The organism is Salipiger aestuarii (assembly GCF_003259905.1).
In the GTDB taxonomy this organism is placed as follows: Bacteria; Pseudomonadota; Alphaproteobacteria; order Rhodobacterales; family Rhodobacteraceae; genus Salipiger; species Salipiger aestuarii.
Genome location: NZ_QLMG01000078.1, coordinates 1 through 11,980, shown reverse-complemented (window position 1 = coordinate 11,980; position 11,980 = coordinate 1). Strand labels below are relative to the sequence as shown.

Genomic DNA, 11,980 nt, shown 5'->3' with positions numbered 1-11,980 from the left:
CTTTGGACCGGTCTTCAAGTCCTCGACCGTCGCACGCTTGCGCCACTTCGCGACGGTTTTGGGAGTGATGCCCAACTCCTTGCTCAGCTGCGCGAGCGAAGCTTGCGCTTCTCATCGTTGTGCTGCGCAAACGACTGCCAGCCAATGGATCGCTGTATCGCTGCTCGGATCGCGTGCGTGCCCTCTCGGCAGATTTGCCTTGCAAATCGCCTGCCGGGTAACAGTGCGTGGCGCTGCCGTGAAGAATTTGTCCCATAGTGCGTCCTTCCATTCATGAGAAAGGATCGCACCATCAAACCGTGGGATCAAACAGCTAGGCCGGAGCGACTGGATCTCGCCGAAGGGCCTGCGCGACGTGGCGCAGAACTGGTCTCTGGTGCCGCGCTGTTCTCCCATCGGCGGCGCAGGCAATTTTGCCGGAGGCGCTGATGACGCTCGACTTTGTGCCGGAGCCGGAGCTGCGGACCACCAGCCTGTCGGTTACGAGCGATACCCGATGACCTTCAGGATTCGGTCGATTTGAACGAACAACCGGTGCAGAAGCCGGAAGTTGCCGCAGATCGTCGCGAACGTCCCGCTGGGGGCGGCCGGGGGGGGGCCGCACGAAGGGCGCTGGCGGTTCTTGCAGACCGACCATCTGACACACAGCCTTCCAAACCCAGCGTGCAGAACCAGAAAAAGGCCGGATTGAGGTGCATATCCTCGTCCAGCCGCCGCCCGGGCCGGATGCCGCAGCGGTCGCCAACCCAGCATGCGACCGGGGCCGATCCAAGGACGGCCGGTGTGGCTCAGAGCGCCGCCGACTCATGCCGGATCGTCTCGACGTCCAGCAACCAGTCGATCTTGCGCAGCAGATGATCCCCGGGGGCATGATCCTCGATCCGGACCCGATAAAACATGTTCTCCGGCGTCTCCAGCCGTCCCGGCATCGCCCGAGACCTTTGGAAAAGCAAGATGAATCAATTCCTTATGCCATGATCGAGCAAGAGCCGTTCATCAGCAGCGATTGTTTTCGTCGCACCGCGCTGATGCTCTGAAACCGTTGCAAAATCTCGTGCCAGAAACCCGTGGCACAGCTTGGTTCGATTTTGACAGGTTTTTGGCGGCCCGATGAAGACCCGATGTCGGTTCGACGCGCGGCAGCCGGCAGTTTGGGCTCAGAACCAACCGTCGCCGCATATGGTCCGCACGACCGATTCACGGTTTCCCCCGGTCCGCACGCTCCAGCAGGGCCACCACCGCCGTTAGAACCACGGCAAATAGCGCAGAAGGCCGCCCCCGTGGCGACGGCTTTTGCACCCTGAAATCGCGTGATCTGCTATTGGACGCTGCGCAGGTATTCGATGACCGCGTCGATCTCTTCGGGTTTGCGAAGACCGGCAAAGGACATTTTCGTGCCCTTCATGTAGCCTTTGGGATCGGCCAGAAAACCCCGCAGGCTTGCGCTGTCCCAGATCCCGCCATGTTCGACCATCGCCTTGGAATATTTGAAATCCTCGCGATCCGCGACCGCTTGCCCGACGATCCCGGTCAACACCGGGCCGGTGCGGTTCTTCGCGTCCTTCCCAACCTGGTGGCAGGCTTTGCATTTCTTGAAGACCTGCGCACCGGTTGCCGCAAGGGCTGCGTCGATGGCCGCCGGTGCTGCGGCAGGGGCGACCGATGGTGCAACGACGGCTGGCGCTTTGGGCGCCGGCTCGGCCACGGCAGGGGCGCCGTCCTGGTCCGGCGTCACGTCCAGCACCGTCGCTTTCATGGTGATCCGCACGTCCTGCTTGCAGTTTTCCATGCAGGGGTCCCGGCGCCATTGCGGATATTCGGTCGTGGCCCGGTCGTCGGTGACAAATCCGCCCGCATTGGGCATTTCGAAACCCGCCAGGGTCTTGTCCGAAAGTTCGAAATCGTCATCGACCAGATCGTTGGAATAAAGAATGTAGGCCACGATGGCATACACATCGTCCGGGCTCAGGCTTTGCGCATTGCCGAACGGCATGGAGCGATGGACGTAATCCCAGACCGTCGACAGATAAGGCCAGTAGGACCCCACGGTCTTGAGCGGATCCTGATCGGCAAGCGTACCGCCCCCCCCCGCGAGCTTGGGCCAGTTGTCGACGCCCTCGGCGAACGAACCATGGCAGACGGCGCAGTTTTCCTCAAACACCGCCTCGCCGGTCCAGACATCGCCCGAGCCTTCGGGCAGGCCCGTCCCATCGGGGCTGACGTCAAGATCCCACGCGGCGACCTCCTCGGGCAGGGCCGCGCGGCCCAGACCAAGCGGCGCGTCCGCTTCCGCCGTGGCGGCCTGAACCGCGCCAATCATCGCACCCGAGGACGTCGGCAACGCGGCGACGCGATGCGGAGAGCCCGGAAAGCCCGCGACATTCCGGTCGGCAAAGTTCACCGCGACGACCAGCATCAGGGCGATGCCCCCGGCCGTGCCAAGGAGCAGTTCAAGAGACTTCGACATTTTCAGCCTCGCCGTTCGGTTTCACCCACCAGGTCTGGATGCAGTTGTTGTGATAGACCGAATTCAGCCCGCGCACCGCCCGCAGCTGGGCCTTGGTGGGCTGCACATAGCCGGTTTCGTCCACAGCGCGCGATTGCAGAAACATCTCTTTGCCGTCCCAGACCGTATCCAGATAAAAGCGCAGCAACGCCTTGTTGCCCGGATCGGCCGCGAGCCGAGCGGTTTCCCAGGTCTTGCCACCGTCCTTGCTGACATCGACGCGGGCAACCTTGCCATGGCCCGACCAGGCCATGCCGGTGATGACCAGCGGGCCGGGACCGTGAAGGATAGGCGCCTGCGGACTGGGCGAGGTGACGACGGATTTCGCATCCATCACCCAGGTCCATTTGCGCGACGTGCCATCCGCCAGGGTGTCGGTGTATTTCGACGTCTCCTCGCGGCTTTCGACCGGGCCATCGGTGATTTCCATCCGGCGGATCCATTTGACCCACAGGTTGCCTTCCCAGCCCGGCACCACAAGGCGGGCGGGATAACCATGTTCCATCCGCAGCGCCTCGCCATTGGCCTTGATGGCGATGAGACAGTCGTCCATCGCCTTTTCCAGCGGGATCGAGCGCCCGTTCGACGAGGCGTCGGCGCCTTCGACATACAGCCATTTGCCCTTTGTCGCGCCGTCATGCCCCGCCTCGCGCAGCAGTGTCCGGACCGGGATGCCGGAGTATTCCATGTTGTGGATCATGCCGTGGGTGAACTGCGCGCCGTTCAGTTGCGCGCCCGCCCATTCCATGCCGGTGTTGGCGGCGCATTCCAGAAAGTAGGTGTGGTTTTCGCGCGGAAACCGTTCCAGATCGGCATAGTCGAACACCGTCGGCGTCTCGGTGCCGTTTATCATCAGGCGATAATCGTCTTTCGACAGCTCGATGGCCCCGGAATGGTGGCGCTCGAACGAGCAGCCGGCCGGGGTGATCGTGCCGTCCAGCGCGTGGATCGGAGTGAAGTTGATCGAGCTGATGGTGTCGGCGGTCAGCCATTCCACGTTGCGCCGGATCACGTCGGATTCGAACCGGATCGGCAGGCCGTAGGGTGTGGCATCGACGCCCTCGCCAAAACCGCTGGCCCAGGGCTGCACCTCGGTGATCAGCGGGTCGGGTTCGGCGGCGCCTGCCGCGCCCGCGACGCCCGCCACCGCGGCCCCGGCCAAGAACCGGCGGCGGGAAGGTTTCAGGGGGGTGTCGTCCATCTGGGTCTCCTTATGCGCCGGTGACGGTCACGCTGGTGTTTTCGGGCAGCTTCACGATGCCCAGCCTGGCGATGTGGCGTTCGACCACGTCCCAGATCTGCGGCCCTTCGGTGCCCTCGTTGACCGATGCCCATCCCGCGACCACATAGCTCTTTGCGGGGTCGATCCGCTCGCCGGTCCCGAGCAGCGTCATGTCCGAGATCCGCGACCCCTGCGGTTTGCGGATGTCGATCCGGTAGCCCATGCCGCCGATGCGGACCATGTCGCCGCCCTGCTGGTAATAGGGGTCCGGGTTGAAGATGTTGTCGGCCACGTCTTCAAGGATCACCTTGATGAATTCGCCCGTCATTTCGGATCGGTACGCCTTGCCGTAGCTCATCGAGGTGACGTTCCAGATGTCCTCGCGGGTGATCGGATCGCCGGGGATCAGCGACGGCCCCCAGCGCACGCCCGGCGACATGGCGATGTCGGCGTCGCGTTCCGACAGCAGCGCGTCGCAGATCAGATCGTCCCACGAGCCGTTGAAATTGCCGCGCCGGTAGAGCAGATCGTCGGTCGTGCCGATGACCTGTTCCAGTTCGGCCTTGTAGGGCGCGCGCTGTTCGTCGATCAGGGTTGCCACTTGCGGGTCTGGCGCGATCACATCGGAAAAGACCGGGATCAGCTTGTGGCGAAATCCCATCATCCGCCCGTCGCGCACATCCAGATCGACGCGGGAAACGAACTTGCCGTTCGAACCGCTGGCCACGATGATCGTCTCGCCCACCAACACCGGTTCGGGCAGCGCATCATGCGTGTGGCCCGACAGGATCACGTCGATGCCGGTGACGATGCCGGCCATCTTCTTGTCGACGTCAAAACCGTTGTGGCTCAGGCAGACCACCAGCTCGGCCCCCTGCCCGCGCACCTCGTCGACCATCTTCTGCATATGCTCGTCGCGGATGCCGAAGCTGTATTCCGGGAACATCCAGCCGGGGTTGGCGATGGGCATATAGGGAAAGGCCTGTCCGATCACCGCCACCTTGACCCCGCCGCGTTCAAAGAACCGGTAGGGCTTGAACAGCTCGGCGGGCTCGTCCCATTCCGCATCGAAGATGTTCTGGCCCAGCGCGGCAAAGGGCAGCCCTTGCACGATTTCCTGCACCCGTGCGCTGCCGAGGGTGAATTCCCAGTGAAAGGTCATCGCGTCGGGCTTCAGCGCGTTCATCACGTTGACCATGTCCTGCCCGGCGGTCTTGTGGCAGGTCATCGAGCCGTGCCAGGTATCGCCGCCGTCCAGCAGGATCGCGTCTGGCCGGTCGGCACGGATGGCGTTGATCACCGTGGCCACGCGGTCCAGCCCGCCGACCTTGCCATATTCCCGGGCGAGGCTGGCAAAATCGGTGCAGGTCAGCGCGTAGGCCGAGGGCGAGCCATCGTCGATGCCATAAAGCTTGCGGAAATCGGCGCCGGTGACATGCGGCACCGCGCCCTTGTTGCCGCCAACCCCGATGTTCACCGACGGTTCGCGAAACCAGATCGGTTTAAGCTGGGCGTGAATGTCGGTGACATGGATCAGCGAGACGTTCCCGAAGGTATCGAACTGCAAAAGCTGATCCTGCGTCAGGGCCTGCTGCGCGGCCAGCCGCGCCCAGTTGCCGAAACCGCCCGCGCCGTAAAGCGCCGAGGCCGCCATCGACACCTGAAGGAAGTCGCGTCTAGAGATCATCGAAGGGGTCCTTGTCTCGAAATTCACATTCGCATGTGTGAATGATATGGAGGTGAAAAACCCCGCACGGGCGCGCGCGGGGCATATGGTCTAGTTGCGAACCGACGGACCTTCGACCGACAGCCCGTTGCCCCGCGAGGCGACGTAAAGCTCCAGCGCCACGAATTCCGGCGATCCGGGGGAAAACGTCTCGGCGCGGGTGTCGCGAATGCAGCCCTTGAACCGGCCCTGCACACCGTTCAGCTTGGCGTTCTTCAGACGATAGGCCGGAAAGGCGTTGATCTGGCCCTGGGACAGGTGATCGGCCCGGATGTAATTGCCGAAGTTCTGCTCGTGGCAATTGGCGCAGGACAGTTCCAGCAGGCCATAGCGAGTGTAGTACAACTCCTTGCCCCTCGCCCAGGTTTCGCCCGCGGGACCGTCGATGGCGACATCGACCGGCATGCCGCGCGACACGGACGCCAGCAGCGCCTCCATGTTGATCGCAGCGCCTGCATCGTATTTCCACGGCTCGGCGCCCATGCGTTCGGTGCGGCAGGCGTTGACCTGCATCTGAAGCGTGCGCACCTCGCCCGCCTCTTCGGACCACTTGGGATAGACCGCGCGCACCCCGGCCATGCTTTCGGGGTCGTTGTGACAATCGGCGCAGGATTTCCCGGCAGCGCCTTCGGGCGTCGCCCAGGTGTCACGGGCCATGTCGACAAAAATCATGCCGGGATTGTCGAAATCGTCCATTTCCATTTCCTGCGTGCCGTCGTCGCGGAAATGCCAGCCCGAATAGATGGTATCCAGGCCATCAAGATGCGCCGGAGCGTCGGTTTTCGTGACGATCTCGATGTCGTCGTTGATGGTCAGCGTGTCGTCGTCGGGGCCGCCCGCAATGGCCAGCGGCGCGGCAAGGACAAGTGTCGCGGCCATGAGGATCATGGTCTTCATCTGTTTTCCCTCCCTGAAAGGCCCTGCCCCGCGCGTCCGGGACAGGGCACCGCCCCGCATCAGCCGATTTCGATGGATTTGCTGTCTTCGTAGACAGATCCGTCGTCGTCGTACCAGGTGAATTCCAGCGCGCCCGCTTCGGGGATCGTCGCTTCGAATTCGAAATACGGGTTGGTCGAAACCGCCGGTTCCAGCGTCACGTCAATGACCATCTGGCCGTTGAACGTACAGGTGAAGCGGTTGATGATCGACCGGGGGATCGGGTTGCCCGACCCGTCCTTGCGCTGTCCCGATTCCATCGGGTGACTGATGAGGGTCTTGATCGTGACCACCTCACCAGCAGAGGCTTTTTTCGGAGCCTTGACGCGGGGTTTGACGCCTTCTGCCATGATGCTTGTCTCCTGTCCTGAACTCAGCCGCCGCAGCCGCCGATGGTGACCTTTACGGTCCGGGATGCCCTGGCAAAGCTGCCGTCGGCCAGTTTCGCGATGGCGACCACGTCCTGCGTGCCGGCAAGACGGATACGCGTCGAGGCGTATTGCGATCCCGCCAGCGGACCAAAGCTGAATGTCGCGACACCCGGCGTGGGGTTGCCCGTGGCGAGCACGAGGATTTCGGTCGCGCCCGGGGCGCTGACCTCGATCGGCACGGTGTTGCCGTTTTCGGCGATTTCCGGCGCGGTCAGATCTAGCCCGCTGTCCGCCAAGTCGGCGCCGCCGGTGAATTCGGCGATCCATTCATCCGATGTTTTGGCGAACGCGCCTTTGGGCAGCAGGGCCAACAGCGCCGCCGCGCCGCTCATGGCCAGGGTTTCACGACGTGTGAGGTGCATTTCCGTCTCTCCTGTCATCTGTATCGCACTGGTCAATCGGTGAGCGTGCCAAGGAACGCCACGACATCCTCGATGTCCTGCGCCGACAGGATTGGCTGGATCGGCTCTTGTGCCGCCTTGCCGGTATATCCGTCGCCGGGGCGGATGAAGCCGCTGGTCTTGTAGAAGGCCGGCATCACCGTGCCGTCGAACGTCATTTTCGCATTCACCAGAATGCCGCGCAGTTCGGCCGGGGTGCGATAGCTGCCGACGCCGTCCAGCACCGGCCCGACCTCGCCCTGAAAGGGCACGTCGGGCAGCGACGTCAGCTGGTGGCAGGACACGCAATTGCCCAGACTTTTTTCGGAAAAGATCCGCTGGCCCTTGACGGCATCCCCGGCGGCGCCGGTCAGCGGGGTTTCGGCCTCGCCATACGCGCCGAATATCACGTCGTCGGGGGCGGTGCTGGCGGCGAATGTCGCGCTCGCGGCGCATAGTCCGACCAAAATCGGTCCTGCAAGTTTCATGATCCCTCCCTTGGCCTGTCACGCGGCCAGTGTGCGGTGCCGGTCCTGCGTGGCTGTTTCATACCGTAGTCCACGGCCCCCGGTTACGCAACAACAAATTCATAGACGTGAATTATTGTTTCCGATCGCCCTGCTAATCGGTGGCGCCATCGCTGCGTTCGCGGATGCGTCGGGCGTGATAGCGCTGAAAATCCTCACCACCATCAAGCGCGTAACGCTTTTGCGCAACCCAGACGAACATGTCGGTGGTGGTGCCCTTGCCAAACGCGCCGGGCATCACCGCCACCGCCGCATCGGCGGCGCTGACCGCCTCGGGCACCTCTTCGGGCAGGAACAGGATGTTGGGCGTGAACAGCACGCGCCATTTGCGCGCCGCCTGTTTTTCGGACAGCGTGTCTCCGTCGAAATCGGTGATTTCGGTGTCCCCGTGCAGATTGATCTGAACCACGAAGAAATGGGTTTCGATGTAGTCCCGGATGTCAGGGTCAGAGAACACCTCTTCGTGCATCTGCGTGCAGTAGATGCAGCCACGCTGTTCGACCATCAGCACCAGCCGCTTGCCTTCGGCGTTCGCCTCGGTCAGATCCTCGCGCAGATCCTTGAAGGTGTCGCGCAACCACGGTTCCTTGTGCAGGCCGTCGTCACCTATCGGCGCCACCTCGCCCCAGGCGGCCCAGGCCGAGCACACCAGCAGCGCCAGCGCCCCTGTCCATGTTTTCATCGTCATTCCTCCGTTGCGTCAGCTAAGCGAAGTCCAGGCCGGAAAGACCTCGATCATCCACTGGGAAATCAGGTTCACGCTGTCGGTGGCGATCAGCAGCGCAAAAAGCAGCAACATCGCGCCCATGATCTTTTCGACATATTTCAGCTTCGACCGGTGCCGGGCGGTCAGCCGCAGGAACGGCCCCGAAAACAGCGCCGCCACCACAAAGGGCGCCGTCATGCCAACCCCGTAGACAAACAGCAGCAAACCGCCGCGCAGCAGGTCGCCCATGCCGCTGGCAATCATCAGGATCGACGCCAGCGCGGGGCCGACGCAGGGTGTCCAGCCAAAGCCGAAGGCAAGGCCCATGACATAGGCGCCAAGCGCGGTCGTGGGCTTGGTTGTGGTCTCCAGCCGTGCCTCGCGCAGCAGAAACGGCACGCGGATCACGCCCAGGAAATGCAGCCCGAACACCGCCAGCACCAGCGCCGCGACGTAGCTTAGCGGCTGCTTCCAGTCGGCAAAGGCTCGCCCGGCGGCGGTGGCCCCCAGCCCCAGAAGGACAAAGATCGTCGTTACCCCCGCGGCGAACAGCAGCGCCGACAGCACCAGCCGCCGCTGCGCGCCCGGCGCCAGCCCGGTGTCGGCGCGCAGCTGCGTCATCGACAAGCCGGCCATGTAGCACAGGTAGAACGGCACCATTGGCAGGATGCAGGGGGTAAAGAAGCTGAGCAGGCCGGCGAAAGCCGCGCCCGCAAAAGACAGGTCGAGCAAGGCGCCGCCCCCCGCTTGATTAATTCACATATTCATATTATGTTGATTGTATGAGTTTCGTCAAACAACTTTCGTCGATCGGTGTGCGATGTCCCTTATCCGTCTTATCTGCATCGCCTTTCCGGCTGCGTTGCTTGCCGGACCGGTCCCGGCCGACACCCGCCTTGTGATGGTGGCACAGCCCGGGTGTGCCTATTGCGCCCAATGGAACGCCGAGATCGCCCCCGCCTATCCCAACACGACCGAGGGCCGCTTTGCGCCGCTTTTGCAGGCAGACCTGCGCGCAGACCCGCCCGACGGGGTCCGCTACGACCGCAAAGTGTTGTTCACACCCACTTTCATTCTGATACAAGACGGAACGGAACGCGCCCGGATCGAAGGCTATCCTGGGCAGGATTTCTTCTGGCCTCTGCTCGCGCGGATGCTGACCGAGAACACGGATTACGATCCGCAACGAGCGGCGGATGCCGCGACCCGAACAAGGGAGGTGGGCGATGGACATGGCGTTTCCGGTGCTCCGTGACGACCTGAGCGACGAAGAGCTCGACCGTATCGCCGACAAGGCCACAGCCGCGGCCGCCTTTATGAAGGCGATCAGCCACGAAGGCCGGCTGATGATCCTGTGCCACCTGGTCACGGGCGAAAAATCCGTGACCGAACTGGAAGAATTGCTGTCCGCCCGTCAGGCCGCCGTCAGCCAGCAACTGTCGCGCCTGCGGCTCGAAGGGCTTGTGGTGCCGCGCCGCGAGGGCAAGGCGATCTATTACCGGCTTGCGGACGACCGCCCCCGCCGGATGCTGGAAACCGTTTACGAACTGTTTTGCGCCGACGATGATCAAGCCACCTGAACATATTCGAATATTCGCTTGAGTGCTTGCCGCACGCGGCGCATACTCTTCGGCCACAGCATCACGCAGCCGAAGGGAGGAGCCTAAATGTTCGAGATGTTGAGCGAACATCACCTCATGGCGCTGATCGGGCTGGTCAGCGGGGTGCCGCTGGGGCTTGCCGCGCGGCTGGGACGGTTTTGCACGCTGGGCGCCATCGAAGACCTGCTTTACGGCGGTTCGGACCTGCGGATGCGCATGTGGGGCGTCGCGATCGGCATCGCGATTCTCGGCAGCTTTGGACTGATGATGGCGGGGATGTTCGATCCCGCGCACAGCTATTACCTGTCGATCCGATGGATGCCCATGGCGTCGATCGTCGGGGGCCTGCTGTTCGGCTATGGCATGGCTCTGGCCGGAAATTGCGGCTTTGGCGCGATCGCCCGGCTTGGCGGCGGCGACCTGCGTAGCTTTGTCATCGTGCTGGTCATGGGCGTATCGACCTGGATCGTGCTGGCCGGGCCGCTGGCACCGCTGCGCGCGGCGGTGTTCCCGCAGGTACAAACCTCGGGCGTCCCACCCGCAATCGCCCACCGCATCGCGGCGCTGACAGGGGCCGCGCCCGCCGTCGTCGGACTGGCCATGGGGGCGGCGCTTCTTGGCGTCTCGCTGGCGTCGCGGCGGCTGCTTGCCACGCCGGCGCGCATCTTCTGGGCCGCCATGGTGGGCCTGGGCGTGGTGCTTGCCTGGGCGGGCACAGCCTGGGTCGCGCGCACCGGGTTCGAACCCCTGCCGGTGGTCTCGCACAGCTTTGCAGCGCCCCTCGGCGACACCATCCTGTGGTGGATGACCGGATCGGTCCGTCCCATCAGCTTTGCGGTTGGGTCGGTGGCCGGGGTCTGGTGCGGCGCCTTCATCGGCAGCCTCGTCAAGGGCCACTTTCGCTGGGAAGCCTGCGAAGACCCCCGAGAGCTGCGCCGCCAGATCGTCGGGGCGGCCCTGATGGGGGCGGGGGCGGTCATCGCGATGGGCTGCACCATCGGCCAGGGGCTGTCGGCCTTTTCTGTGCTTGCCTTTTCCGCGCCCGTGACCATGGCCGCGATCTTTGCCGGTGCCGCGCTGGGGCTGCGCCAGTTGATCGTCGGCTTCGCCCCCGCCGGATAGCGCGCACTTGCGGCGCGGCGAGAGGCGTGGCAGGGAACAGGTCATGAACACCTATGCCTTTCGTTTTCATGACGCGCCGCTGTGCGCCCTGCCGTCCGGCGCGTTGCACTGGCCGGGGGAAAACCTGCTGGTGGTGTCGGACCTGCATCTGGGCAAGGCGGCGCGCCTGTCGGCCGTGGGTGGCGCGGCGTTGCCCCCCTATGAGACGCGCGAAACGCTACAGCGCCTCGTTGCGGACCTGGACGCGACCGGCGCGCGCCGGGTGGTCTGCCTTGGCGACAGCTTTGATACGCATGACATCGCCGAGGCCCTCCCCGAGGACGACCGGCTGCGGATCGCCCGCCTTCAGGCCGGGCGCGACTGGACCTGGATCGAAGGCAACCACGACCCCGGCCCGGTCTCGCTGGGCGGCGCGCACCGCGCCGAGCTGCGCATCGGCCGCCTGCTGCTGCGCCATATAGCCGAGTCCGGCGCGACCGGCGAGGTGTCGGGGCACTACCATCCCAAGGCGCGGCTGGCCTTGCGCGGCCGGGTGCTGTCGCGCCGCTGCTTTCTGGTCGATGCCGACCGGCTGATCCTACCGGCCTATGGCGCCTATACCGGGGGTCTGACCTGCGACAGGGACCCCCTGGCCAGCCTGATGGGCCCCGGCGCGCTGGCCATCCTGACCGGCCCGACCCCCTGCGCCCTTCCGATGCCGCGCCGCTAGACCTTGCCAGACGGCACCTTGGTCCGCAGGGATCTGAAAACCCGCATCCCCGACAGCTTTGTATCCCTCCGGCGGGGGCCGTCTGACGGGGCGTTGGAGGCGATGATAAGTCCG

General features: G+C 64.1%; 14 protein-coding genes. 4 read left to right on the top strand and 10 right to left on the bottom strand.

Annotated elements, in window-relative coordinates; translation table 11 throughout:
- Nucleotides 1–788 precede the first annotated feature (788 nt).
- The 10 genes from ATI53_RS23500 to ATI53_RS21600 form a co-directional block, all read right to left on the bottom strand.
- Complete coding sequence (locus ATI53_RS23500; protein ID WP_009503189.1) at nucleotides 789–929, bottom strand: hypothetical protein; 141 nt, start codon at nucleotides 927–929, stop codon at nucleotides 789–791.
- A 389-nt stretch (nucleotides 930–1,318) separates the two neighbouring features.
- Nucleotides 1,319–2,467, bottom strand: a complete 1,149-nt coding sequence (locus tag ATI53_RS21640; protein WP_111551364.1) for a c-type cytochrome — start codon at nucleotides 2,465–2,467, stop codon at nucleotides 1,319–1,321.
- A complete protein-coding gene (gene soxC / locus ATI53_RS21635; protein WP_111551363.1) occupies nucleotides 2,451–3,707 on the bottom strand; it encodes a sulfite dehydrogenase in 1,257 nt (418 codons plus the stop codon). The genes ATI53_RS21640 and soxC overlap by 17 nt, the downstream gene beginning before the upstream one ends.
- Before the next feature lie 10 nt (nucleotides 3,708–3,717).
- Nucleotides 3,718–5,415, bottom strand: a complete 1,698-nt coding sequence (gene soxB, locus ATI53_RS21630; protein ID WP_111551362.1) for a thiosulfohydrolase SoxB — start codon at nucleotides 5,413–5,415, stop codon at nucleotides 3,718–3,720.
- A 90-nt stretch (nucleotides 5,416–5,505) separates the two neighbouring features.
- A complete protein-coding gene (gene soxA, locus ATI53_RS21625) occupies nucleotides 5,506–6,351 on the bottom strand; it encodes a sulfur oxidation c-type cytochrome SoxA (RefSeq protein WP_009503193.1) in 846 nt (281 codons plus the stop codon).
- A gap of 59 nt (nucleotides 6,352–6,410) precedes the next feature.
- Entirely contained in the window at nucleotides 6,411–6,740 is a 330-nt protein-coding gene (gene soxZ / locus ATI53_RS21620; RefSeq protein ID WP_009503194.1) for a thiosulfate oxidation carrier complex protein SoxZ, read from the bottom strand.
- 23 nt (nucleotides 6,741–6,763) lie between these two features.
- A complete protein-coding gene (soxY, locus tag ATI53_RS21615) occupies nucleotides 6,764–7,183 on the bottom strand; it encodes a thiosulfate oxidation carrier protein SoxY (protein ID WP_009503195.1) in 420 nt (139 codons plus the stop codon).
- A gap of 32 nt (nucleotides 7,184–7,215) precedes the next feature.
- Nucleotides 7,216–7,689, bottom strand: a complete 474-nt coding sequence (gene soxX / locus ATI53_RS21610) for a sulfur oxidation c-type cytochrome SoxX (protein ID WP_009503196.1) — start codon at nucleotides 7,687–7,689, stop codon at nucleotides 7,216–7,218.
- Nucleotides 7,690–7,822: 133 nt separating this feature from the next.
- Nucleotides 7,823–8,410, bottom strand: a complete 588-nt coding sequence (locus ATI53_RS21605; protein WP_009503197.1) for a thioredoxin family protein — start codon at nucleotides 8,408–8,410, stop codon at nucleotides 7,823–7,825.
- Between the two features lie 18 nt (nucleotides 8,411–8,428).
- The gene (locus tag ATI53_RS21600) at nucleotides 8,429–9,166 is read right to left on the bottom strand and encodes a cytochrome c biogenesis CcdA family protein (protein WP_009503198.1); all 738 of its coding nucleotides are present in this window, start codon (nucleotides 9,164–9,166) and stop codon (nucleotides 8,429–8,431) included.
- A gap of 88 nt (nucleotides 9,167–9,254) precedes the next feature.
- Between ATI53_RS21600 and ATI53_RS21595 the strand changes: the two genes are divergently transcribed.
- The 4 genes from ATI53_RS21595 to pdeM all read left to right on the top strand — a co-directional run bounded on the left by ATI53_RS21595 (nucleotide 9,255) and on the right by pdeM (nucleotide 11,866).
- On the top strand, nucleotides 9,255–9,689 hold the full coding sequence (locus ATI53_RS21595) for a thioredoxin fold domain-containing protein (RefSeq protein ID WP_111551361.1): 435 nt from the start codon (nucleotides 9,255–9,257) through the stop codon (nucleotides 9,687–9,689).
- Nucleotides 9,661–10,014: an ArsR/SmtB family transcription factor gene (locus ATI53_RS21590; protein ID WP_009503200.1), complete on the top strand. Its 354-nt coding sequence runs from the start codon at nucleotides 9,661–9,663 to the stop codon at nucleotides 10,012–10,014. The genes ATI53_RS21595 and ATI53_RS21590 overlap by 29 nt, the downstream gene beginning before the upstream one ends.
- 87 nt (nucleotides 10,015–10,101) lie before the next feature.
- Nucleotides 10,102–11,157 carry a YeeE/YedE family protein gene (locus ATI53_RS21585; RefSeq protein ID WP_009503201.1) on the top strand — a complete coding sequence of 352 codons (1,056 nt, stop codon included), beginning with the start codon at nucleotides 10,102–10,104 and terminating at the stop codon, nucleotides 11,155–11,157.
- Nucleotides 11,158–11,200: 43 nt separating this feature from the next.
- Nucleotides 11,201–11,866: a ligase-associated DNA damage response endonuclease PdeM gene (gene pdeM, locus ATI53_RS21580; protein WP_111551360.1), complete on the top strand. Its 666-nt coding sequence runs from the start codon at nucleotides 11,201–11,203 to the stop codon at nucleotides 11,864–11,866.
- Nucleotides 11,867–11,980: the final 114 nt, after the last annotated feature.

Bases quoted from the DNA above. Each gene is read 5' to 3' on its own strand.
- ATI53_RS21640 (WP_111551364.1), bottom strand. From the start codon at position 2,467: ATGTCGAAGTCTCTTGAACTGCTCCTTGGCACGGCCGGGGGCATCGCC.
- soxB (WP_111551362.1), bottom strand. From the start codon at position 5,415: ATGATCTCTAGACGCGACTTCCTTCAGGTGTCGATGGCGGCCTCGGCG.
- ATI53_RS21605 (WP_009503197.1), bottom strand. From the start codon at position 8,410: ATGAAAACATGGACAGGGGCGCTGGCGCTGCTGGTGTGCTCGGCCTGG.
- pdeM (WP_111551360.1), top strand. From the start codon at position 11,201: ATGAACACCTATGCCTTTCGTTTTCATGACGCGCCGCTGTGCGCCCTG.
- soxY (WP_009503195.1), bottom strand. From the start codon at position 7,183: ATGCACCTCACACGTCGTGAAACCCTGGCCATGAGCGGCGCGGCGGCG.
- soxC (WP_111551363.1), bottom strand. From the start codon at position 3,707: ATGGACGACACCCCCCTGAAACCTTCCCGCCGCCGGTTCTTGGCCGGG.
- ATI53_RS21585 (WP_009503201.1), top strand. From the start codon at position 10,102: ATGTTCGAGATGTTGAGCGAACATCACCTCATGGCGCTGATCGGGCTG.
- ATI53_RS21595 (WP_111551361.1), top strand. From the start codon at position 9,255: ATGTCCCTTATCCGTCTTATCTGCATCGCCTTTCCGGCTGCGTTGCTT.
- ATI53_RS21590 (WP_009503200.1), top strand. From the start codon at position 9,661: ATGGACATGGCGTTTCCGGTGCTCCGTGACGACCTGAGCGACGAAGAG.
- soxA (WP_009503193.1), bottom strand. From the start codon at position 6,351: ATGAAGACCATGATCCTCATGGCCGCGACACTTGTCCTTGCCGCGCCG.
- soxZ (WP_009503194.1), bottom strand. From the start codon at position 6,740: ATGGCAGAAGGCGTCAAACCCCGCGTCAAGGCTCCGAAAAAAGCCTCT.
- ATI53_RS23500 (WP_009503189.1), bottom strand. From the start codon at position 929: ATGCCGGGACGGCTGGAGACGCCGGAGAACATGTTTTATCGGGTCCGG.
- soxX (WP_009503196.1), bottom strand. From the start codon at position 7,689: ATGAAACTTGCAGGACCGATTTTGGTCGGACTATGCGCCGCGAGCGCG.